We start from the raw sequence: 23282 nt of genomic DNA on the forward strand, positions 1-23282 counted from the left end.
GCCCGTTCCCCCTGCTGCAGGTCAGCCCTGCGTCAGAGCCGGTTGACGTCCGTTACCCGCACCACGGCGGTTCCGGTTTCGTCCGACGCTGCCAGGTCCACCTCGGCCGAGATGCCCCAGTCGTGGTTCCGGGCAGGATCGTCGAAGATCTGCCGCACCTTCCACAGCCCGGATTCCTCGGTGATGATGAGCAGCCCCGGGCCGCGGGCATCCGGACCGGTCCCAATGTCGTCGTGCTCGTCGAAGTAGTCGTCCAGAACGTCTTCCCACCGGTCCCGGTCCCAGCCCGAGCCGGCGTCCAGTTCACCAAGGGCCGCCGCGTCCTCGTCAGCGAACAGTTCAACGCGGCGGAACATCTCGTTGCGGACCATCACGCGGAAGGCCCGGATGTTCGAGGTGAGCGACGGCGGGGGAGGCGGCGGCGCGTCGTGCGGGGTGGGCATGGCCCCGGACGCGAGTTCTTCCCATTCATCCAGGAGGCTGGAGTCCACCTGGCGCACCATTTCGCCGAGCCACGCGGTGAGGTCTTCAAGGTCCTCCCGCAGCATGTCCTGCGGAACCGTTTGCCGCAGGGCCTTGAAGGCGTCCGCCAGATATCGCAGCACGATGCCTTCCGAGCGGGCCAGCCCGTAGAACTGCACGAACTCGCCGAAGTTCATGGCGCGTTCGTACATGTCCCGCACCACGGACTTGGGCGCCAGTTCGAAGTCGCCCACCCAGGGGGCCGCCTTCCGGTAGACCTCGAAGGCCTCCCCAAGGATGTCCGCGAGCGGCTGCGGGTAGGTGACCTCCTCCAGCATCGCCATCCGCTGGTCGTAGTCGATGCCGTCCGCCTTCATGGCCGCCACGGCTTCGCCCCGCGCCTTCTTCTGCTGCGCGGAGAGGATCTGGCGGGGCTTTTCCAGCGTCGCCTCGATCACGGACACCACGTCCAGGGCGTACGACGGCGACTCCGGGTCAAGGAGCTCCAGCGCAGCAAGTGCGAAGGGGGAGAGCGGCTGGTTGAGTGCGAAGTTCGGCTGCAGGTGGACGGTCAGGCGGACGGTGCGTCCGTCAGCTTCCTGCTGGTCCGCCGGGATCCGCTCCACCACCTCCGCCGCCAGCAGCTCGCGGTAGATGCCCAGTGCCTTCTTCATCAGCTGCAGCTGCGAGGAGCGGGGCTCATGGTTTTCGGTCAGGAGCCGCCGTGCCGCAGCGAAGGGATCGCCGGGCCGCTCCATGAGGTTCATGAGCATGGCGTGGGTGACGGTGAAACTGGACGTGAGCGGGTCCGGTACGGACTCGACCAGGCGCTTATAGGTGGGCTCGCCCCAGGACACGAAGCCTTCGGGGGGTTTCTTCTTGACCACCTGGCGCAGCTTCTTCTGGTCGTCGCCGAACTTTGCCACGGCTTTCGCCATCGCCTTGACGTTCTCCGTCACATGCTCGGGGGCCTGGACCACCACGGTTCCGGCAGTGTCGTAGCCCGCGCGGCCGGCACGGCCCGCGATCTGGTGGAACTCGCGTGAGTTGAGCAGCCGGGTGCGGACGCCGTCGTACTTGCTCAAAGCGGTGAGCAGGACGGTGCGGATGGGGACGTTGATCCCCACGCCCAGGGTGTCGGTGCCGCAGATGACCTTGAGCAGGCCGGCCTGCGCGAGCTGTTCCACCAGGCGGCGGTACTTGGGCAGCATGCCCGCGTGGTGCACGCCGATGCCGTGCCGGACCAGCCGGTTGAGGGTCTTGCCGAAGCCGGCGGCGAAGCGGAAGTTCGCGATCAGCTCCGCGATCCTGTCCTTCTCCTCACGGGTGCAGACGTTGATGCTCATGAGCGTCTGGGCCCGGTCGATTGCCTCGATCTGGCTGAAGTGCACCACATAGACGGGGACCTGTTTAGTGGTGAGCAGCTCTTCCAGCGTCTCGTGCACCGGGATCTCGTGATAGTAGAAGTGCAGCGGGATGGGGCGTTCGGCGGAACTCACCGTGGTGGTGGGGCGGCCGGTGAGGTCGGTTAGGCCTTTCTCGAACCTGGTGACGTCGCCCAGGGTGGCGGACATGAGCAGGAACTGGGCCTGCGGAAGTTCCAGCAGCGGCACCTGCCAGGCCCAGCCGCGCTGCGGATCCGAGTAGAAGTGGAACTCGTCCATGATGACGGCGCCGAGTTCGGCTGCCGCACCCTCCCGCAGTGCCGTGTTCGCCAGGATCTCGGCGGTGCAGCAGATGATGGGTGCGTCCTGGTTGACCCCGGAATCGCCGGTGATCATCCCGACGTTCTCGGCGCCGAAGATGTCGCAGAGGGCAAAGAACTTCTCTGACACCAGGGCCTTGATGGGCGCCGTGTAGTAGCTGCGCCGGCCTTGGGCCATGGCCTGGAAGTGCGCGGCGATGGCAACCAGTGATTTTCCGGACCCGGTGGGGGTGGCGAGGATGACGTTGGCACCAGTGGCCAGTTCCATGACAGCCTCGTCCTGCGCCGGATACAGCGCCAGGCCGCGGCTTTCCGTCCATTCGACAAAGCGGGTGTAAAGGTCATCGGGATCGACGGCGGCGGAGGAGTTCCGGGGCAGATCGGTCAGCTGGTCAACGAGTTTCATTGGTTTCCAGCTTAGTGCCAGGGTGCTCCCGGAAATCCGCCGCGTACCGGCTAGGCTTCGCGGTATCTGTGACACGACCAGGCAACGGGGAAGCTTATGAAATGGAATCCGGCCAAATACGTCCAGTTCGGTGATTACCGGAACCGGCCGTTTTTCGACCTCACCGGCAGGATCACTGCTGACCGGCCGGGACGCGTTGTGGATCTGGGCTGCGGACCGGGGAACCTCACCGCCACGCTGGCCGGGCGGTGGCCGGAAGCCGAGGTGGTGGGCGTGGACTCGTCGGCGGAGATGCTGGACAAGGCGGGGACTGTGGCCGCGCGGCATCCGCTCCTGCGGTTCGAACAGGCCGACATTGCCGGCTGGATGCCGCCAGCGGAAACGGATGTGGTGGTCAGTAACGCCGCCCTTCAATGGGTGCCCGGGCACCAGGACCTCATCCGGGATTGGCTGGCCGCCCTGCGTCCCGGGGGCTGGTTCGCCATGCAGGTGCCGGGGAACTTCGGGGCGCCCTCCCACACGTTGATGCGGGAACTCGCAGCGTCAGCCCGTTGGGCACCGAAACTCGACGGCGTGCTTCGCGGCGGGGAATCGGTAGGTGAGCCGGCGGACTACCTCACTATCCTGCTCGACGCCGGTTGCACCGCAGATGCTTGGGAAACCACGTACCAGCAGGTCCTGCCGGGCCCGGACCCGGTCCTTGAGTGGGTGCGTGGCGCGGCCCTGCGCCCCGTACTGGCCGTTCTCTCACCCGACGACGGCAGGGAGTTCGAAGCAGAATACGCAGCGGCACTCCGCACCGCCTATCCGCCGGGACGGCACGGCACCGTCTTCCCATTCCGCCGGATCTTCGCTGTGGGGCGCAAGAAGTAACGAAATCCATTCGCTGGACAACCTCTACCGCACTGTCACACGCTTGACAAAATTAGTAAGTGATCTGCCTTACAATGAGCGATGTGGCTGGTGGGGAACGGTTGCCGCCGCCCCGCAGGCTTCCCGACCTTCCGGAGGTGCGTTGCTGATCCGACTCATGGGGCGGCTGCTTATGGCGCATAAAGCTCCCGTTGCCGCCGTCGTGCTCCTGCAACTGGTGCAGGCCGCCGCCAACCTTCTGCTCCCCACCATCAACGCGGCCATCATCGATGACGGCATCGTGGCAGGCAACACCTTGTCCATCCACCGACTGGGCCTCCTCATGGCGGGAATCGCCATGGTGCAGGCGGCTGCGGCCATTGGGGCAGGCTACTTCGGCGCAGCCATCGCCATGAAGCTCGGCCAGCAGCTCCGGGCGGAGATCTTCCTGAAGATCCAGTCCCTGTCCTCGCGCGAGGTGGCCCGGTTTGGAACCCAGAGCCTCACCACCCGGGTGACGAACGACACCCAGCAAATCCAGGCCTTCGCGCTCCTGGTGCTCACCATGCTCATCGCCGGGCCCGCCATGGGCCTGGGCGGAGTCATCCTTGCCCTCCAGCAGGACGTGGGGCTGTCCGCAGTCATCATCGTCATCGTGCCGCTGCTCGTGCTGATCATGTCCGCCATTGTGCGGCGCCTCATCCCGCTCTACCGCGAGGGGCAGGACCTGCTGGACAATTCCGGGGGCATCCTGCGGGAGCAGATCATCGGCGTGGCCACCATCCGGGCATTTGTGCGCCAGGAGCATGAGAGCGACCGCTTCGCCCGCGCCAACGGCAGCCTCACCGCCAACAACCTCCAGTCAGCCTTGCTCGTGGCCGCCATGCTGCCGATGATCATGCTGGTGGTGAACCTGTCCTCGGTGGCAATCGTGTGGTTCGGCGGCCAGCGCATCCAGGCCGGACAGATGAACATCGGTGCGCTCACGGCGTTCATTGCCTACATCATGCAGATCCTGCTGGCCATCATGATGTCCATGTACGTCCTGATGACGGCACCGCGGGCAGCCGTGTGCGCGGAACGGATCGGCGCTGTCCTGGACACCGAGCCCTCGGTGGCGGATCCCGGGGAGCCCGCGGCACCCATGCTGCCGGCCCAGCCCCGGGACGGACCCAGCGGGTCCGTCCCGCAGGGCGGCACCATTGAGTTCACGGGTGTCGGCTTCTCCTATCCGGGGGCCGAGGCGCCTGTCCTTGCCGGCGTCAGCTTCGCCGCGCTGCCCGGCACCACCACGGCCATCGTGGGATCCACGGGCAGCGGAAAGTCCACCCTGCTGAACCTGGTCCCGCGTTTCCTCGACACCACCGAAGGCGCCATAACACTCGACGGCGTCAACATTAAGGACCTGCCCCTGGATGTGCTGCGCGGCTCCATGTCCGTGGTGCCCCAGCATTCGCACCTGTTTTCCGGAACCATCGCCGACAACCTGCGGATGGCGGCCCCCGGAGCCTCGGACATGGAACTGTGGGATGCCCTTGAAAAGGCGCAGACCATGCGCTTCATGAGCGGATTGCCCCTGGGCCTTGAGACGCCGGTGGGGCAGGGCGGAACCAAACTGTCCGGGGGACAGCGCCAACGGCTCTGCATAGCCCGTGCACTGCTACGCAAGTCATCCCTGTACCTCTTCGACGACAGCTTCTCTGCACTTGACTACCACACGGACACGCGGCTGCGGCAGGTGCTGGATTCCGAACTTGCGGCCGCCACCATCCTTGTTGTGGCCGAACGCGTCTCCACTGTCGAGGACGCCGAATTGATCCTGGTGCTCGACGGCGGCCACGTGGTTGCGCAGGGTACGCACCGGGAGTTGCTGGAGACGTCGTCCACCTACCGGGAAATCGCGGAATCACAGCTGGCCCTGGATGGCCCGCAGTGACGGCCCCGGCCGGCGCTACGGCGGCAGACCCGGCTTTCCGCGCCACATCGTGGCGGCTCCTCGGGCTGCTGCGGCCGTTCCTGCGGCTGATGCTCGGAGCCGTCGCAGCCACCTGTGCCTTCGCCGGCCTGAACGTGGCCGCCCCCAAGTACCTGGGCGATGCCACGGACGTGGTGGTTGATGGCGTCTACGGCGGCAGCACGGACCAGGAACGACTCGTCCTGCTGCTTGCGGCAGTGGCGGTGATGTACGTCCTCGCATCGCTGTTCAACTGGATCCAGGGCGCACTGACGGCGCGTTCCGTCCAGGGACTGATGTACAACATGAGGGCTGCCGTGGAGGACAAACTGCACCGGCTGCCCGCCTCCTACTACCGCGACAGCTCCCGCGGCGACGTCCTGAGCAGGGCCACCAACGATATTGACAACATCTCCCAGGCGTTGAACCAGCTCCTGACACAGCTGATCATGTCCGTCCTGATGCTGTCCGGGTCGCTCGCCATGATGCTGTGGATCTCGCCGCTGCTGGCGGCCATCGCACTCGCCACCGTTCCGCTGTCCACCTGCATCACCTTTTTCGTGGCGCGCAGGTCGCAGGTGCATTACGCGCGGCAATGGATGGAAACCGGTGAGCTCAATGCGCATGCAGAGGAATTCATCACGGGCCACGAAGTCATCAAAGCCTTCGGATACCAGTCCCGGGCGGCCGGCGTTTTTGCGGCCGGCAACTCGCGGCTGGCCCGTGCATCCACGAAAGCCCAGTTTTCAGCCGGTGTCGTCCAGCCCCTCATGGTGCTGATGGCCAACCTGAACTATGTTGCGGTGGCCGTCATCGGGGCCCTCCAGGTCATAGCGGGAGCCATGACCATCGGCGGGATCCAGGCTTTTATCCAGTTCAGCCGGCTCTTCACCCAGCCGGTGGGACAGATCGGCGGCCTGCTCAATGTCATGCAGTCCTGCGCCGCGTCCGCCGCCCGCGTTTTCGCCCTGCTGGACGCGGAAGAGGAAGCTGCCGACCCTGATGCCGCGGACGGGCAGCCTGCGGCCGGCGGAGCAATCGTGTTCGACGACGTGACGTTCGGCTACCCGGGCTCGTCCCCGGCCGTCCGCAACCTTTCGTTCAGGGTGGAGCCCGGGCAGACGGTGGCCGTCGTGGGACACACCGGTGCAGGAAAAACCACCGTGATAAACCTGCTGATGCGGTTCTATGAGCCGACCTCGGGCCGGATCACCATCGGCGGAACCGATACCTCCGCCGTGCCCCGGGACCGGCTGCGTGCACAGTTCGGCGTGGTGCTCCAGGACGCCTGGCTGTTTGCGGGCAGCATCCGCGAGAACATTGCCTACGGTTTGCCGGACGCCACCGAGGCCGGCATCCTGGCCGCCGCAGAGGCCAGCCACGTTGACCGTTTTGTCCGGGCACTGCCGGACGGATACGACACCGTGCTGGAAGACGGGGGTGAACCCCTCAGCCGGGGCCAGCGCCAGCTCGTCACCATTGCCCGGGCGCAGCTGGCTGGCCGCGCCGTCCTGATCCTGGACGAGGCAACGAGCTCCGTGGACTCCAGGACCGAACTGCTGATCCGGCAGGCCACCCAGCGGCTGAGGCGCGGCCGGACCAGTTTCGTGATTGCCCACCGTTTGTCCACGGTACGCAACGCTGATCTAATCTTGGTCATGGACCACGGACGCATCGTCGAACAGGGCAACCACCAAAACCTCCTGGCGGCCAAAAGCTTCTACGCCCGGCTCTACTACGCCCAGTTCGCTGCCCGCGCCGGCAATGCCGGCGTCCTCGAGGCGGGCCGGTGAAGGCCGTCCCCGACTTCCCCGGGGCCTGGAAGCCCAACACCGCCAGCACGGTGGCGCTGTACGAGCAGCTGAGGCTCCGCATCATCCACCTGGCTGACAGCGGTGCGCTTCCGCCCGGCACCCGGCTTCCCGCTGTCCGCTCCCTGGCTGACAGCCTTGACGTGGCGCCGCACACAGTGGCCCGGGCCTATAAGGAGCTGGAGGCGGCGGGCATCGTGGCCACCCGTGGCCGGAACGGGACGGTGGTCAGTGCACGTGACGAACGTCTCAGCGGGCTCTCCGCGGCGGCGGCGGCCTACGCCGAAGCCGCTAAGTCGCAGGGGGCAACGTTTGCCGAAGCCGTGAAGCTGCTGGCGGCCGCCTACGACGCCCGCTGAGGGCCCTGGGCGGTGACGGTTTCGAAGAAGTTTTCGATTAGCATTATTGGGTGCCTAAAGCCTTAGCTGAAGAAACCGCCATCGAACCCACCTCCGTCACCGAGCCTTCCACTGGCATTGTGCAGCGCCATGACCTGTCCCGGCTCGTGGTGAAGGGCGCCCGCGAACACAATCTCCGGAACGTTGACCTGGACCTGCCGCGCGATGCGATGATCGTCTTCACCGGCCTGTCAGGCTCGGGCAAGTCGTCACTGGCGTTCGACACGATCTTCGCCGAGGGCCAGCGCCGCTATGTCGAATCACTGTCCGCCTACGCCCGCCAGTTCCTCGGGCAGGTGGACAAGCCGGATGTCGATTTCATTGAAGGCCTGTCGCCGGCAGTTTCCATCGACCAGAAATCCACCAGCAAGAACCCGCGCTCCACGGTGGGCACCATCACCGAGATCTACGACTACATGCGCCTGCTCTGGGCGCGCGTGGGCCGGCCGCACTGCCCCGTCTGCGGCAAGCCCGTTGCCAAGCAGACACCGCAGCAGATCGTCGACCAGCTGCTCGAGCTCGACGAAGGCACCCGCTTCCAGGTCCTCGCCCCGGTGGTGCGCGGGCGGAAGGGCGAGTTCGTGGACCTCTTCAAGGAGCTCAGCGCCAAGGGCTACTCCCGGGCACGGGTGGACGGGGACCTCGTCCAGCTCAGCGATCCGCCCAAGCTGGGCAAGCAGTTCAAGCACACTATCGAGGTGGTGGTGGACCGGCTGGTGGTCAAGGAAGGCATCAGCCAGCGGCTCACGGACTCCATCGAAACCGCCCTCGGGCTGGCTGAGGGCCGCGTCCTGGCGGAGTTCGTGGACCTCGAGGCGGATGACCCCGCACGGATCCGGGCGTTCTCCGAGAACCTCGCCTGCCCCAATGAGCATCCCCTCGCCATCGACGAGATCGAACCCCGATCCTTCTCCTTCAATAACCCCTTCGGCGCCTGCGCAGCCTGCAGCGGCATCGGCACCAAGCTGGAAGTGGACGAGGAACTCATCGTCCCGAACCCGGAGCTCTCCCTGTCCGAGGGCGCCATCGCCCCCTGGTCGATGGGAACTGCCACCACCGAGTACTGGAACCGGCTCCTCGAGGGCCTGGCAAAGGAACTCGGATTCTCGATGAATACCCCCTGGGAGAAGCTGGGCAAGGACGTCCGCCAGACTGTCCTGCACGGCAAGGACCACAAGGTGGTGGTGCAGTACCGGAACCGCTTCGGACGGGAACGCAAGTACAGCACTGGGTTCGAAGGCGCCATCCAGTACGTGCACCGCAAGCACGGCGAAACCGACTCCGACTGGGCACGCGACCGGTATGAGGAGTACATGCGGCAGATCCCCTGCCCTGCCTGCAACGGCGCGCGCCTCAATCCTGCGTCCCTGTCCGTGCTCATCAACGGCAAGTCCATTGCCGAAGTGGCGGCACTTCCCATGCGGGATTGCGCCGCGTTCCTGGAGAACCTCGTCCTCACCGGCCGTGAAGCCCAGATCGCGCACCAGGTCCTCAAGGAAATCCAGGCGCGCCTGACGTTCCTCCTGGACGTCGGGCTGGAGTACCTGAACCTCGAACGCCCGTCCGCGACGCTGTCCGGCGGCGAGGCGCAGCGCATCCGGCTGGCTACCCAGATCGGCTCCGGACTGGTGGGCGTGCTCTATGTCCTGGACGAGCCCTCCATCGGCCTGCACCAGCGCGACAACCGGCGGCTCATCGATACCCTCACCCGGCTCCGCGACATGGGCAACACCCTGATCGTGGTGGAGCACGACGAGGACACCATTCACGTCGCCGACTGGATAGTGGACATCGGACCCGGCGCCGGCGAGCACGGCGGCCAGGTAGTGCACTCCGGCTCGTACAAGGAGCTCCTGGAGAACACCGCATCCCTGACCGGCGACTACCTGTCCGGGCGCAAGAGCATCGACGTGCCCAAGAAGCGGCGCAAGTACGACAAGAAGCGCGAGCTCAAGGTGGTGGGTGCACGCGAAAACAACCTCAACAACGTTGACGCCGCATTCCCGCTCGGCCTCTTTACCGCGGTGACCGGGGTGAGCGGTTCCGGTAAGTCCACCCTGGTGAACGAGATCCTGTACAAGGTGCTGGCCAACAAGCTCAACGGCGCCAAGCAGGTGGCAGGGCGCCACAAGACCGTCCAGGGCCTCGAGCACCTGGACAAGGTGGTCCACGTGGACCAGAGCCCCATCGGGCGCACGCCGCGCTCCAACCCGGCCACCTACACGGGCGTCTTCGACAACATCCGCAAGCTCTTCGCCGAAACCACTGAAGCCAAGGTCCGCGGCTACCTTCCCGGCCGGTTCTCCTTCAACGTCAAGGGCGGGCGCTGCGAGGCCTGCTCAGGTGACGGCACGCTGAAGATCGAGATGAACTTCCTGCCGGACGTCTACGTCCCCTGCGAGGTTTGCCATGGCGCACGGTACAACCGGGAAACCCTGGAGGTGCACTACAAGGGCAAGACCATCGCCGAGGTCCTTAACATGCCCATTGAGGAGGCCGCGGAGTTCTTCGCCGCGTTCTCACCCATCGCGCGGCACCTGAACACGCTCGTGGACGTCGGCCTGGGCTACGTCAGGCTCGGCCAGCCGGCCACCACCCTCTCCGGTGGTGAGGCGCAGCGCGTCAAGCTGGCGGCAGAGCTGCAAAAGCGCTCCAACGGCCGGAGCGTGTATGTGCTGGATGAGCCCACCACCGGCCTGCACTTCGAAGACATCCGCAAGCTGCTTCTGGTCCTGCAGGGCCTGGTGGACAAAGGCAACACCGTCATCACCATCGAGCACAACCTGGACGTCATCAAGAGCGCCGACTGGATAGTGGACCTGGGACCGGACGGTGGCTCCGGCGGCGGACAGATTGTCGCCACCGGCACGCCGGAGCAGGTTGCAACGTCCACCACCAGCCACACCGCCACCTTCCTCGCCGAAATCCTGGGCTAGGACAAGAGAAATATTCCGCCGCGGGAATGCGAGTTTCAGGCACTGCTGCTGACGTGAGAAACTAACCCGGTGACTCCAACAACAGTGCCCGTGATCTTTGACCTGGACGGCACTCTTGTCGATCCGGCCGGTGGAATAACAGACGGAATCGCGGCGGCCCTGACGGCCGTGGGGCTTCCCGTTCCCGGCCAGGACCTGCTCGAAGCCATGATCGGCCCCAAGCTCAGCGATTCCCTGCTCAATGTGGCACAAGTGCCCGCCCGCCTCCTGGACGAGGTCATCCGCCGCTACCGTGAGCACTACGTGGCTACCGGCATCGCCCAGAGCCGGCTGTACCCGGGCATCCGCGAAGTGCTGGAATCCTTCGCGGCCGCCGGGACACCGGTGGCCGTAGCCACCCAGAAACCGCAGAACCTGGCCCGGAAGGTCCTGGCGCACCACGGCATCGACGGGCTGTTCCTGAGCATCCGCGGCTCGGCCGACGACGAGACGGCCGTCGAAGGAGTGCCCCTGGGAAAGACGGAAATCATCGCCGCCGCCCTTGGGGACCTGGAAACCCGGCACGCCCTCATGGTGGGGGACCGCGCCCAGGATGTCTCGGGAGCCATTGCCAACGGGCTCGACTGCATCGGTGTTGCCTGGGGTTTCGCTCCCGACGGCGAACTGGAAAACGCCGGGTCCGTGGCCGTCGTGCACACTGCGGAAGAGCTGGTGAAGGTCATCGACCGGCTGCAGGCCATCCACAGTGCCGCCATGAGCGAGGTGACCAACGATGGAAATGTTTGAAGCCGTCCGCTGGACCACGCGGAGCCTGATCGCGGGCACCTGCCGGCCCACCGTCGTCGGCGTTGAAAACGTCCCCACGGACGGTCCCTTCATCGTGGCACCCAACCACCTGTCCTTCTTCGACAGTGTTATCGTCCAGGCGCTGATGCCCCGTCCGGTGGCGTTCTTCGCCAAAGCCGAGTACTTCACCACCGGCGGGATCAAAGGCAAAGTCATGAAGGCCTTTTTTGAGTCCGTGGGCTCCATTCCCGTGGAGAGGGGCGAGCAGGCGGCGAGTGTCCAGGCGCTCAAGACCCTCCTGGACATCCTCGAGTCCGGCCGCGGGATCGGCATCTACCCTGAGGGCACGCGCTCCCGGGACGGCATCCTCTACCGCGGACGCACCGGCGTGGGCTGGCTTGCGCTGACCACCGGCGCGCCGGTAATCCCGGTGGGCCTGGTCGGCACGGAGAACCTGCAGCGTGCGGGCGAGAAGGGCGTGCGGCCCCAGCACTTCACCATGAAGGTGGGGGAGCCGCTGTACTTCGACAAGACCGGCCCGGACCATTCGCTGCCGGCCCGGCGCGAGGTCACTGACCGGATCATGGATGCCATCGCGGAACTCAGCGGTCAGGAACGGTCCACCAGCTACAACCAGAGCAAAGTGCTCGACTAGGCCGCCAGCGGCAGGGGGTCCGGCTGGCGCAGCCGGCGGGTACGGCTCAGTAGAATGGATAAGTGGCAAATCCAGCAAGTTACCGGCCCAGGACGGGTGAAATCCCCACCAACCCGGGGGTCTACCGGTTCCGCGACCCCCACGGCCGGGTCATCTACGTCGGCAAGGCCAAAAGCCTCCGCTCCCGGCTGAACTCCTACTTCGCCAACCCGGCAGGGCTGCTGCCCAAGACCTACGCCATGGTCCACGCAGCGAGCAGCGTGGAGTGGACGGTGGTGGGCAGCGAGCTGGAGTCGCTGCAGCTGGAATACACCTGGATCAAGGAATTCAAGCCGCGGTTCAATGTGGTGTTCCGGGATGACAAGACCTACCCCTACCTTGCCGTAACCATGGGGGAGAAGTACCCGCGCGTCCAGGTCATGCGGGGCGACAAGAAGAAGGGGACCCGTTACTTCGGTCCCTACACCGCGGGCGCCATTAGGGAAACCATGGACACCCTGCTCCGGGTGTTTCCGGTCCGCAGTTGCAGCGCAGGGGTGTTCAAGCGTGCCGAAGCCACCGGCCGGCCCTGCCTCCTGGGCTACATCGACAAATGCTCGGCCCCGTGCGTGGGCCGCATCTCTGCCGAGGACCACCGCTCCCTGGCCGAGGACTTTTGCGCCTTCATGGGCGGCGAGGCCAAGCGCTTCATCGCCAAACTGGAAAAGCAGATGGCGGATGCCGTGGCCGAGCTTGACTACGAGCACGCAGCCAGGATCCGGGATGACATCGCCGCCCTTCGGAAAGTCTTCGAGCGCAATGCAGTGGTGCTCGCGGAGGACACGGACGCGGACATCTTCGCGCTCCATGAGGACGAGCTCGAGGCCGCGGTGCAGGTGTTCCACGTCCGCGGCGGCAGGATCCGCGGCCAGCGCGGCTGGGTGGTTGAGAAGGTGGAGGACTTCACCACGCCGGACCTCGTGGAGCACCTCCTGCAGCAGGTCTACGGCAACGACGGCGACAGCCACGGCAGGCTGCCCCGCGAGGTGCTGGTTCCCGTGGAGCCCAGCAACGCCGGGGAGTTGGCGCAGTGGCTCGGCGGAATCCGGGGCGCAAAGGTGGACATCCGGGTTCCGCAGCGCGGCGACAAGGCCGCCCTCATGACAACCGTCCGTGAAAACGCGGAGCATGCGCTGAAGCTGCACAAGACGCGAAGGGCCGGAGACCTCACCGTCCGCTCGCAGGCACTCCAGGAACTCCAGGAAGCGCTGGACCTGCCTGTGCCCCTGTTGCGGATCGAATGCTTCGACGTCTCCCATGTCCAGGGAACCAACGTGGTGGCCTCCATGGTGGTGGTGGAGGACGGCCTGCCGAAGAAGTCCGACTACCGGAAGTTTTCCGTCACCGGGCCCGCAGCAGCCGACGACACCGCCGCCATGCACGACGTCCTCACCCGGCGGTTCCGCCACTACCTGCAGGACAAGTCCGCCCAGGTGGATGACTCGGTGCTGGGCCCTGGCCCGGAAGATGCGGAACAGCCGGAACCCGGGCAGCAGGAGACGCCCATGGACAGCAGCCCGAAGGACAGCACCGTGGCGGACACCACGACGCCCGCCCCGCGCGCCAAGTTCGCCTATCCGCCCAACCTGGTGGTGGTCGACGGCGGCAAGCCGCAGGTCAACGCCGCCGCCCGGGCCCTCGCGGACCTGGGCATCGACGATGTCTACGTGGTGGGCCTCGCCAAGCGCCTCGAAGAGGTCTGGCTGCCGGACAGCGACTTCCCCGTAATCCTTCCCCGGACCTCGCAGGGGCTGTACCTGCTGCAGCGCATCCGTGACGAAGCCCACCGCTTCGCCATCACGTTCCACCGGCAGAAGCGCGGCAAGGCGATGACGGTATCCGCACTGGACGGAGTCCCCGGGCTGGGCGCATCCAAGCGCAAGGCACTGCTGGCCCACTTCGGGTCCGTCAAGGGGGTCAAGGCCGCCTCCGCCGAAGAGCTCTCGCAGGCGAAGGGCATTGGCCCTGCGCTGGCCAGCGCCATCGTGAGCCACTTCTCCACGGGCGAGCCGGCTGCGGCAACGGTGCCCGCCATCAACATGTCCACCGGCGAAATCATTGAAACTTAGCTAGGGTAAGGGGCGGGGTTTGCGCCGGTGCGCGCCCCGGCATGGCAACAACAGAAACGGGGCGGACCTAATGGCAGACACGACGGCGGAATCCGGAGCCGGGCAGGACGGGATGCAGCCCGTCAAGCCGCTCGAAGCGGAGCTGCTTGTGGTCACCGGAATGTCCGGAGCCGGCCGGAGCACCGCCGCCGACGCGCTGGAGGACCACGGCTGGTACGTGGTGGAGAACCTGCCGCCGCAGATGCTGGGCACGCTGGCCGAACTCGTCTCCCACGCCCCGCAGTCCATCCCGAGGCTCGCCGTGGTGATCGACGTCCGCAGCAAGGGGCTCTTCGCGGATATCCGTGCCGCCCTCGGTGCCCTCGCGGCCAGCGGCGTTACCTTCCGGGTCCTGTTCCTCGACGCCAGCGACAACGTCCTGGTCCGCCGCTTCGAGCAGGGTCGCCGGCCGCATCCGTTGCAGGGCGGCGGCCGCATCCTGGACGGCATCGCCGCCGAACGCGAGCTGCTGCAGGAACTGCGCGACAGCTCCGACGTCGTCCTGGACACCTCCGGCTACAACGTCCACGGGCTGGCCACGGCCATCACGGAACTCTTCAGCGAAACGGGCCCCGTGGCCCTCCGGCTCAACATCATGAGCTTCGGCTTCAAGTACGGCCTGCCCGTCGACTCCAACTACGTAGCCGACGTCCGGTTCATCCCCAACCCGCACTGGGTTCCGCAGCTTCGCCCGCACACCGGGCTGGACAAGGACGTCAGCGACTACGTGCTGGAGGCGGAAGGCGTCAAGAACTTCGTGGACCGGTATGTCATGGCCCTGGAGCCCGTCCTGGACGGATACCGCCGCGAAAACAAGCACTACGCCACCATCGCCGTGGGCTGCACCGGCGGGAAACACCGCTCCGTCGCAGTCGCCGTCGAGCTCTCCAAGAAACTGGCGCAGTTCCCCCGGGTCACCGTGACCACCACGCACCGGGATCTGGGCCGCGAATAATGGCGCTGTTCACCGGCGCGCTGCCGCTGGTTCCGCCTGCGTCCGGAACCGGAGCCAGCCAGCAGGACAAAGGTCCCAACGTTGTGGCGCTCGGCGGCGGCCACGGCCTCTCCGCCTCCCTCTCGGCGCTGCGCCTGCTCACGTCCGAACTGACCGCCGTCGTTACGGTGGCGGACGACGGCGGCTCTTCCGGGCGCCTGCGCGAAGAGTACGGCGTCCTCCCGCCGGGGGACCTGCGGATGGCCTTGTCCGCGCTCTGCGACGACACGGACTGGGGCAGGACCTGGCGCGACGTCATGCAGCACCGCTTCCGTCCCGGCAAGGGCCCGGGCGGTTCGCTGGACGAGCACGCCATGGGGAACCTGCTGATCGTCACGCTTTGGGAGCTGCTGGGGGACACCGTGGCCGGACTGAAGTGGGCCGGTGCGCTGCTTGGCGCCCGCGGCCAGGTCCTGCCCATGTCCACCGAGCCGCTGACCATCGAAGGCGACGTCCGCGTCACCGCGCCGGATGGCGCCTCCGCCCTGCAGACCATCCGCGGGCAGGCGCGCTGTGCCGTGGCGGGCTCACTGGAACACGTCCGGCTCATGCCCGAGGCGGCCCGGGCCTGCACGGAGGCGCTCACGGCCATCGAACTGGCTGACTGGGTCATCCTGGGCCCGGGCTCCTGGTACACCTCCGTGCTGCCGCACCTGCTGCTGCCGGAGATGCGCCAGGCGCTTTGCAACACCCCGGCCAAACGCTGCCTCACCATGAACCTCGCCACGGACACCAAGGAGACTTCCGGGATGACGGCCGCGGACCACCTCGACGTGCTGCGGCGCTACGCCCCGGAGTTCACGGTGGACGTCGTCCTGGCAGATCCTGCCTCGGTGCCGGAACGGCAGGAGTTCGAGCGGGCCGCCGCGATGATCGGGGCCGAGGTTGTCTTGGGTAAAGTAGGGGCGTCGGGACGCCGGCCCGTCCATGATCCCCTGCGTCTGGCGACGGCGTACCAGGACATTTTTGGGAACAGTTAGGAAGGTGCCATGGCACTGACAGCATCGGTCAAGGAAGAACTGTCCCGTCTGGACATCAAAAAGTCATCGGTGCGCAAGGCCGAAGTCTCCGCAATGCTCCGCTTCGCCGGCGGGCTGCACATCATTTCCGGCCGGATCGTCATCGAGGCCGAAGTGGACCTGGCCTCCACGGCGCGGCGCCTCCGCGCAGCGATCGCCGAGGTTTACGGGCACCAGAGCGAGATCATCGTGGTGTCCGCCGGGGGACTCCGCCGGGCCAGCCGCTACGTGGTGCGGGTGGTGCGCGACGGCGAGGCGCTGGCCCGGCAGACCGGCCTCCTAGACGGCCGCGGCCGGCCCGTACGCGGGCTGCCGTCCGCCGTCGTCAACGGTTCCGCCGCGGACGCGGAAGCCGTGTGGCGGGGCGCGTTCCTTGCCCACGGCTCGCTCACCGAGCCCGGCCGGTCCTCCTCGCTGGAGGTCACCTGCCCCGGCCCGGAATCCGCACTGGCGCTGGTGGGGGCCGCGCGCCGGCTGGACATCCAGGCCAAAGCGCGGGAAGTCCGCGGCGTGGACCGCGTGGTCATCCGCGACGGCGATACCATCGCCGCCCTCCTCACCCGCATGGGCGCCCACGATGCGCTGATGGTCTGGGAGGAGCGGCGCATGCGCAAGGAAGTCCGCGCCACCGCCAACCGCCTGGCCAACTTCGACGACGCCAACCTGCGCCGCTCGGCCCAGGCTGCAGTGGCAGCCGGTGCCCGTGTAGAGCGTGCCCTCGAGATCCTGGGCGACGACGTTCCCGAGCACCTGAAGTACGCCGGCGAGCTGCGCGTGGCCCACAAGCAGGCCAGCCTGGACGAACTGGGGCGCCTGGCCGACCCCGTCATGACCAAGGACGCGATCGCCGGACGCATCCGCCGCCTCCTGGCCATGGCGGACAAACGCGCCGCTGACCTGGGCATTCCCGGTACGGACGCCAATGTGACGCCCGAAATGCTGGACGAGTAACCGACCCATAGAATCAAAAAGATTCCGGGCGCCCGCCGCCCGGATGCACAATCCGAGAGTTACCAACCGGACCGAGCGTCCACGATATTGGAGGATTTTGTGACCGAGTACGTATTGCCGGAACTCAGCTACGACTATGCCGCCCTTGAACCGCACATCTCCGCGCGGATCATGGAGCTGCACCACAGCAAGCACCACGCCGCCTACGTTGCTGGCGCCAACAACGCCCTGGCACAGCTGGCCGATGCCCGCGAGAAGGGCGACTTCGCCAACATCAACAGGCTCTCAAAGGACCTCGCATTCCACACCGGCGGGCACGTCAACCACTCCGTGTTCTGGAACAACCTGTCCCCGGACGGCGGCGACAAGCCCGAGGGTGAGCTGGCTGCCGCCATCGACGACGCCTTCGGCTCCTTCGACGCCTTCCGCGCGCAGTTTTCGGCAGCCGCACTCGGCCTGCAGGGATCGGGCTGGGGCTTCCTGGCCTACGAGCCCATCGGTGGCAACCTGGTCATCGAGCAGCTCTACGACCAGCAGGGCAACACTGCGCTGGGCACCACCCCGCTGCTGATGCTCGATATGTGGGAGCACGCCTTCTACCTGGACTACGTCAACGTCAAGGCCGACTACGTCAAGGCGTTCTGGAACATCGTGAACTGGGCCGACGTCGCCAAGCGCTTCGAGGCAGCACGCACCAACGCCACGGGCCTGATCACCCTCCCGTAGTGACCCGCGCTACAAGCGCTTGTTACAAACTTCACATTCGGACTTAAATGGGCCGCGATGTGGACCGTCCGCCCCCGCACTTGCGGGGGCGGACCCAGTTAAACGTAAGATAGGTCACGGAAGGCGGTTAGCCTTCAGCAATGAGGCTGGTCGCCCTCCGTATGTAAATCATCTCTGCCCAATGGCGTGCGGGATCTGTTAGTTGGCTTGAACGCCCGCTCAACTAGTAGTGCTTCTAAAAGCACCAAGGAGACTGAAAAAGTGACGACCCGTATTGGTATTAACGGCTTTGGCCGCATCGGCCGCAACTACTTCCGCGCAGCACTTGCACAGGGCGCGGACCTCGAGATCGTAGCCGTCAACGACCTCACCAGCCCCGAGGCCCTGGCACACCTGTTCAAGTACGATTCCGTGGGCGGCCGCCTGAAGGAAACCATCGAGGTCAAAGACGGCAACATCGTCGTCAACGGCAACGTCGTCAAGGTCCTTGCAGAGCGCGATCCCGCCAAACTCCCCTGGGGCGAGCTGGGCGTGGACATCGTCATCGAGTCCACCGGTTTCTTCACCAAGGCCGCCGATGCGCAGAAGCACATCGACGCCGGCGCCAAGAAGGTCCTGATCTCCTCTCCGGCCTCGGACGAGGACATCACCATCGTCATGGGTGTCAACCACAACCTGTACGACAACGCCACCCACAACATCATTTCCAACGCGTCCTGCACCACCAACTGCCTGGGCCCGCTGGCCAAGGTGGTCAACGACGAGTTCGGCATTGAGCGCGGCCTTATGACCACAGTCCACGCCTACACCGCCGACCAGAACCTGCAGGACGGCCCGCACAAGGACCTCCGCCGTGCCCGCGCCGCCGCCGTCAACATGGTGCCCACCTCCACCGGTGCCGCCAAGGCCATTGGCCTGGTCCTGCCCGAGCTGAAGGGCAAGCTGGACGGCTACGCCATCCGCGTTCCCGTCCCCACCGGTTCCGCCACCGACCTCACCGTCACCGTCTCCCGCGAGACCACCGTTGAGGAAGTCAACGCCGCCCTCAAGCGTGCTGCCGAGTCCGAGGAACTGCAGGGCTTCCTGACCTACACGGAGGAGCCCATCGTGTCCTCCGACATCGTCGGCGACCCCGCCTCGTCCATCTTCGACGCCGGACTGACCAAGGTCATCGGCAACCAGGTCAAGGTTGTTTCCTGGTATGACAACGAATGGGGCTACTCGAACCGCCTCGTCGACCTTACGGAGCTTGTCGCGTCCAAGCTGGGCTAGGGTTAGACACATGACATCACACACCCTCAACGAACTTCTCGCTGAAGGTGTCCGCGGGCGGTACATTCTGGTTCGTAGTGACCTGAATGTGCCGCTCGACGGCTCTACAGTCACTGACGACGGCCGCATCAAGGCCTCACTTCCAGTGCTGTCAAAGCTCACGGACGCCGGTGCCCGCGTGCTGGTAACAGCCCACCTTGGACGCCCCAAGGGCGCCCCCGAGGATAAGTACTCCCTCCGCCCCGCAGTGGACCGCCTGGCGGAACTTGCCGGCTTCAAGGTCACCCTGGCGGGGGACACCGTCGGCAGTTCCGCCAAGGAAGCCGCGGCGTCGCTGCAGGACGGCGAAGCCCTGGTCCTGGAGAACGTCCGGTTCGACGCCCGCGAAACCAGCAAGGATGACGCTGAGCGCGGCGCCTTCGCTGACGAGCTGGTGGCGCTGACCGGTGACAACGGCGCGTACGTGGATGACGCTTTCGGCGCTGTGCACCGCAAGCATGCCAGTGTTTACGACGTCGCCACCCGGCTTCCGTCCTACCTGGGCGACCTGGTGCACACCGAGGTGGAGGTCCTGCGCAAGCTCACGGCCGATACCCAGCGTCCCTACGTGGTGGTGCTCGGCGGATCCAAGGTTTCGGACAAGCTGGCGGTCATCGACAACCTGATCGGCAAGGCTGACACCATCCTGGTGGGCGGCGGCATGCTGTTCACCTTCCTCGCCGCGGCAGGCCACAAGGTGGCTTCCAGCCTGCTCGAGGAGGACCAGATCCCGGTGGTCAAGGACTACCTGAAGCGCGCCTCGGACGCCGGCACGGAATTCGTGGTGCCCACCGACGTCGTGGTGGCGGAGAAGTTCGCGGCTGACGCTGCGCACGAGACCGTTTCCGCCGACGCCATCGAGGACAGCAGCTTCGGTGCCCAGGGTATCGGCCTGGACATCGGCCCGGACTCGGCCGCTGCGTTCGCAGGCCGGATCAAGGGAGCCAGGACGGTCTTCTGGAACGGCCCGATGGGGGTCTTCGAATTCGAAGCATTCTCCGCCGGAACCCGCTCCATTGCGCAGGCCCTCACTGAAACCGAAGCGTTCACGGTGGTGGGCGGCGGCGACTCCGCGGCTGCCGTCCGCACCCTTGGTTTCGCAGATGACCAGTTCGGCCACATCTCAACCGGCGGCGGCGCCAGCCTGGAGTACCTCGAAGGCAAGGAACTTCCCGGCCTCAGCGTCCTGGACCGCTAGCCAGCACCCCCCCTTCCAGTCCTCAGGCCGGCAGGTTGCCCGCGCGGCAGCCTGCCGGCCAATCACTTATCAAGACTTTTTGGAGATTACGTGACTTCGTCAACGAACGGCGCTTTCGACCGCAAGCCCTTCATCGCGGGCAACTGGAAAATGAACATGGACCACGTGCAGGGCATCACCCTCCTGCAGAAGCTGGCCTGGACCCTTTCGGATGCCAAGCACGACTACAGCCGCGTCGAGGTAGCTGTCTTCCCGCCGTTCACTGACCTCCGCGGTGTCCAGACGCTCGTCCAGGGCGACGACCTGGACATCGCCTACGGCGGCCAGGACCTTTCCCAGTTCGATTCCGGCGCCTACACCGGTGACATCTCCGGCCAGTTCCTCAACAAGCTCGGATGCAAGTACGTGCTGGTAGGCCACAGCGAACGGCGCACCATCCACAACGAATCCGACGACGTCCTCAACGCCAAGGTCAAGGCTGCCTTCAAGCATGGCCTCACGCCCGTCCTGTGCGTCGGGGAGGGCCTGGAGGTCCGCCAGTCGGGCACGCACGTGAACCACACGCTGGAACAGCTTCGCGCCGGCGTCGCGGGCCTGACCGGCGAGCAGGCTGCAGAACTCGTAGTTGCCTATGAGCCCGTCTGGGCCATCGGCACCGGTGAAGTTGCCGGCCCGGAGGACGCACAGGAGATGTGCGCCGCCATCCGCGCCGAGCTCGCCTCGCTGTTCGATGCCGACGTCGCTGCCAGGACCCGCCTGCTCTACGGTGGATCGGTCAAGGCCAACAACGCCGCCGCCATCCTGAAGGAGCGCGACGTCGACGGCCTGCTGGTGGGCGGCGCAAGCCTCGATCCGGCCGAGTTTGCTAATATTGTCAGGTTCGAGAGTCACCTGGTGGCGGACTAGTCCGTACCGCTGCGCACACTCCCGCAATCCCAACTTCCTGAAAGGCCGTCGTGGACGTTCTTCATGTCATCCTGCAGATCCTCCTGGGCATCACCAGCCTCCTGCTGACGCTGCTCATCCTTCTCCACAAGGGACGGGGCGGCGGTCTGTCGGACATGTTCGGCGGCGGAATGAGTTCGGGCCTGAGCTCCTCCGGCGTGGCCGAGCGGAACCTGAACAGGTTCACCGTGATCCTGGGCGTCACCTGGGGCATCGTCATCATCGCCCTGGGCCTGATCATGCGGTTCAGCGGCGGCGACTCATGATTCTCCTCGGCTGAGGCGCGCCGGCGGGCACTCCCGCCCGGCGGATCTGCCTACTAAACTGTGGCTGTCGGTTCCCGACAGCCACAGTTTTTGTTTAAGCCAGGCAATTTCGAGGCAGGAGTTCCGGTGGTCCATCCAGCATCAGGCTTCCGCGGTACCCGTGCAGGAGTAACAGCGGGATCAGGTTCCAGCCTCCAGTCCGGCGAGGACCACGGCTCCCCCCTGCCGCGGATCAAGGTGTCCTACTGGTGCGCCAAGGGCCACGAAACGCAGCCCGTGTTCCTCAAGCTGCCGGAAGACCAGATCCCGGTGGTGTGGGACTGCCGGAGGTGCGGGGCTCCCGCCACCAGGGACGGCCATGCCGCGGCAGCGGCCGACGCGCTGGACGATGGCTACAAGAGCCATCTTGAGTACGTTAAAGAAAGGCGCTCCGGCCAGGACGCCGAAGACGTCCTGGCCGGAGCGCTGGAAAAGCTACGCGCCCGCGGGATCCTTTCGGACGAGCTGCTGCGGGACACGTGACGCGGCGTTCTCGTCGATAAGCCAGAGGGTCCGGGACGTTCCCCGCGGACCGGCGGCAGGCACCTGCACGGGGTTGGCCCCGGCAAGGGCCAGACCAACCGCACCCGCCTTGTCCTCGCCTGCAACCACCATCCACACCTCCGCGGCCGTGTTGATGGCCGGCAGGGTGAGTGACACGCGCAGGGGCGGGGGCTTGGGGGAGTTGCGGACTCCCACCACCGTCCGTTCCTTTTCCCGGATCCCTGCCTGCTCGGGGAAGAGCGAAGCAACATGGGCGTCAGGCCCCACGCCGAGCAGCACCACATCGAGCCGGGGCAGCGCCGCCGGATGTTCGGGGCGGTCATCGGACATGTCGGCCGCATGTTCGGCCGCCGCAGCCTCCCGCAGCCGCCGTGCATAGTCCTCGGCGGCCTCCTCGGGAGTCTCGAAGTCGTCGGAGGAACCGGGCTGGTGGACGCGCTCCGGGTCCACCGGGATACGCGAGAGCAGGGCGTCAAACGCCTGCTTCGTGTTTCGGTCGGGATCCGCGGAACCGACGAAACGTTCGTCGCCCCACCAGAAGTTCACCCTGGACCAGTCGACGGCGGGCGCCGCCGGAGAGTCAGCTACAGCCTTCAGCGTGCCGATGCCCACCGTGCCTCCGGTGAGCACCACGGTCGCCTCGCCGTGCTTGTCCTGCACATCCACGAGCTTGGTGATGAGCCGGGCCGCAATGGCCGCCATCAGGACGGACGAATCAGGATGGACGCTTACTCTGGGCTCAACGCTCACTGGGACGGACGCTCCTTAGATTGGTTCGTGGCAGTCCAATAGTAATCACTTCGCCAAACACTTCGTCGGGGTCGAGCCGGCGGAGTTCTTCGGCGAGGCAGTCGCGGAGGCTGCGCCGTGGCAGGGAGATCCGTTGGGCCGGCTGGCCGGGCTGGGTGAGCTCGGCGACGGAAAGCCCCGGGCGGAACAGCTGCACATCGCCGCCGGGGCGGCTGAGGCGCACCCGGCGGATCCCGGTCCCCGCTGGGTCGGCCACGATGGTGACCGGCGCATCCAGGGTGAGGGTGAGCCAGGCGGCGAGCAGGATGGTGCTGGGTGAATCCGAGGCACCTTCGACGGCGACCGCCGTCACCGGGGAGGTGTCCACCTCGTCCAGGGCTGCGGCGAGTTGGATGCGCCAGTTGGTGAGGCGGGTCCAGGCGAGGTCGGTGTCGCCTGCTTTGTAGGTGGCGCGGATGTTTTCGAGC

The 23282-nt window shown here is 66.2% G+C and carries 20 protein-coding genes; 17 read left to right on the forward strand and 3 right to left on the reverse strand.

Annotated features, from left to right (window positions below):
• Nucleotides 1–32 precede the first annotated feature (32 nt).
• Nucleotides 33–2573 carry a DEAD/DEAH box helicase gene (locus AC5RT3_RS17070; protein ID WP_494124731.1) on the reverse strand — a complete coding sequence of 847 codons (2541 nt, stop codon included), beginning with the start codon at nucleotides 2571–2573 and terminating at the stop codon, nucleotides 33–35.
• Nucleotides 2574–2669: 96 nt separating this feature from the next.
• Here AC5RT3_RS17070 and AC5RT3_RS17075 point away from each other — a divergent pair, with 96 nt between their 5' ends.
• The 17 genes from AC5RT3_RS17075 (at nucleotide 2670) to AC5RT3_RS17155 (ending at nucleotide 22044) form a co-directional block, all read left to right on the forward strand.
• Nucleotides 2670–3446 (forward strand): trans-aconitate 2-methyltransferase, encoded by a 777-nt coding sequence (locus tag AC5RT3_RS17075; RefSeq protein ID WP_494052264.1) that lies wholly within the window; start codon nucleotides 2670–2672, stop codon nucleotides 3444–3446.
• A gap of 172 nt (nucleotides 3447–3618) precedes the next feature.
• The gene (locus tag AC5RT3_RS17080) at nucleotides 3619–5361 is read left to right on the forward strand and encodes an ABC transporter ATP-binding protein (protein WP_494124732.1); all 1743 of its coding nucleotides are present in this window, start codon (nucleotides 3619–3621) and stop codon (nucleotides 5359–5361) included.
• Nucleotides 5362–5450: 89 nt separating this feature from the next.
• Nucleotides 5451–7172 carry an ABC transporter ATP-binding protein gene (locus tag AC5RT3_RS17085; protein ID WP_494124744.1) on the forward strand — a complete coding sequence of 574 codons (1722 nt, stop codon included), beginning with the start codon at nucleotides 5451–5453 and terminating at the stop codon, nucleotides 7170–7172.
• On the forward strand, nucleotides 7169–7549 hold the full coding sequence (locus tag AC5RT3_RS17090; RefSeq protein WP_494124733.1) for a GntR family transcriptional regulator: 381 nt from the start codon (nucleotides 7169–7171) through the stop codon (nucleotides 7547–7549). The genes AC5RT3_RS17085 and AC5RT3_RS17090 overlap by 4 nt, the downstream gene beginning before the upstream one ends.
• A gap of 50 nt (nucleotides 7550–7599) precedes the next feature.
• The gene (uvrA, locus tag AC5RT3_RS17095) at nucleotides 7600–10524 is read left to right on the forward strand and encodes an excinuclease ABC subunit UvrA (RefSeq protein WP_494124734.1); all 2925 of its coding nucleotides are present in this window, start codon (nucleotides 7600–7602) and stop codon (nucleotides 10522–10524) included.
• Nucleotides 10525–10593: 69 nt separating this feature from the next.
• Nucleotides 10594–11310, forward strand: a complete 717-nt coding sequence (locus tag AC5RT3_RS17100; protein WP_494124735.1) for an HAD hydrolase-like protein — start codon at nucleotides 10594–10596, stop codon at nucleotides 11308–11310.
• Nucleotides 11297–11965 (forward strand): lysophospholipid acyltransferase family protein, encoded by a 669-nt coding sequence (locus AC5RT3_RS17105; protein WP_494124736.1) that lies wholly within the window; start codon nucleotides 11297–11299, stop codon nucleotides 11963–11965. The genes AC5RT3_RS17100 and AC5RT3_RS17105 overlap by 14 nt, the downstream gene beginning before the upstream one ends.
• A gap of 62 nt (nucleotides 11966–12027) precedes the next feature.
• Nucleotides 12028–14073 carry an excinuclease ABC subunit UvrC gene (gene uvrC, locus AC5RT3_RS17110; protein ID WP_494124737.1) on the forward strand — a complete coding sequence of 682 codons (2046 nt, stop codon included), beginning with the start codon at nucleotides 12028–12030 and terminating at the stop codon, nucleotides 14071–14073.
• 70 nt (nucleotides 14074–14143) lie between these two features.
• Nucleotides 14144–15067 (forward strand): RNase adapter RapZ, encoded by a 924-nt coding sequence (gene rapZ / locus AC5RT3_RS17115; RefSeq protein ID WP_494009071.1) that lies wholly within the window; start codon nucleotides 14144–14146, stop codon nucleotides 15065–15067.
• Complete coding sequence (locus tag AC5RT3_RS17120; protein ID WP_494124738.1) at nucleotides 15067–16086, forward strand: gluconeogenesis factor YvcK family protein; 1020 nt, start codon at nucleotides 15067–15069, stop codon at nucleotides 16084–16086. Before rapZ ends, AC5RT3_RS17120 begins: the two co-directional genes overlap by 1 nt.
• A gap of 9 nt (nucleotides 16087–16095) precedes the next feature.
• Complete coding sequence (gene whiA / locus AC5RT3_RS17125; protein WP_009357654.1) at nucleotides 16096–17076, forward strand: DNA-binding protein WhiA; 981 nt, start codon at nucleotides 16096–16098, stop codon at nucleotides 17074–17076.
• A 99-nt stretch (nucleotides 17077–17175) separates the two neighbouring features.
• The gene (locus AC5RT3_RS17130; RefSeq protein ID WP_494009073.1) at nucleotides 17176–17802 is read left to right on the forward strand and encodes a superoxide dismutase; all 627 of its coding nucleotides are present in this window, start codon (nucleotides 17176–17178) and stop codon (nucleotides 17800–17802) included.
• Between the two features lie 261 nt (nucleotides 17803–18063).
• Nucleotides 18064–19074, forward strand: a complete 1011-nt coding sequence (gap, locus tag AC5RT3_RS17135; protein WP_494124739.1) for a type I glyceraldehyde-3-phosphate dehydrogenase — start codon at nucleotides 18064–18066, stop codon at nucleotides 19072–19074.
• Between the two features lie 10 nt (nucleotides 19075–19084).
• The gene (locus tag AC5RT3_RS17140; protein WP_494124740.1) at nucleotides 19085–20311 is read left to right on the forward strand and encodes a phosphoglycerate kinase; all 1227 of its coding nucleotides are present in this window, start codon (nucleotides 19085–19087) and stop codon (nucleotides 20309–20311) included.
• A gap of 90 nt (nucleotides 20312–20401) precedes the next feature.
• The gene (gene tpiA, locus AC5RT3_RS17145; RefSeq protein WP_494124741.1) at nucleotides 20402–21217 is read left to right on the forward strand and encodes a triose-phosphate isomerase; all 816 of its coding nucleotides are present in this window, start codon (nucleotides 20402–20404) and stop codon (nucleotides 21215–21217) included.
• A 50-nt stretch (nucleotides 21218–21267) separates the two neighbouring features.
• Entirely contained in the window at nucleotides 21268–21522 is a 255-nt protein-coding gene (secG, locus tag AC5RT3_RS17150) for a preprotein translocase subunit SecG (RefSeq protein WP_009357659.1), read from the forward strand.
• Between the two features lie 126 nt (nucleotides 21523–21648).
• The gene (locus AC5RT3_RS17155; RefSeq protein ID WP_494009076.1) at nucleotides 21649–22044 is read left to right on the forward strand and encodes an RNA polymerase-binding protein RbpA; all 396 of its coding nucleotides are present in this window, start codon (nucleotides 21649–21651) and stop codon (nucleotides 22042–22044) included.
• Here AC5RT3_RS17155 and pgl read toward each other — a convergent pair.
• Nucleotides 21997–22815 (reverse strand): 6-phosphogluconolactonase, encoded by an 819-nt coding sequence (pgl, locus tag AC5RT3_RS17160; protein ID WP_494052270.1) that lies wholly within the window; start codon nucleotides 22813–22815, stop codon nucleotides 21997–21999. The two genes, AC5RT3_RS17155 and pgl, sit on opposite strands and share 48 nt — an antisense overlap.
• Nucleotides 22805–23282: glucose-6-phosphate dehydrogenase assembly protein OpcA (locus AC5RT3_RS17165; RefSeq protein WP_494124742.1), on the reverse strand; the 478-nt coding region annotated here is incomplete at its 5' end. The genes pgl and AC5RT3_RS17165, both read right to left, overlap by 11 nt.

This window comes from Arthrobacter sp. Y3221159 (genome assembly GCF_059089885.1).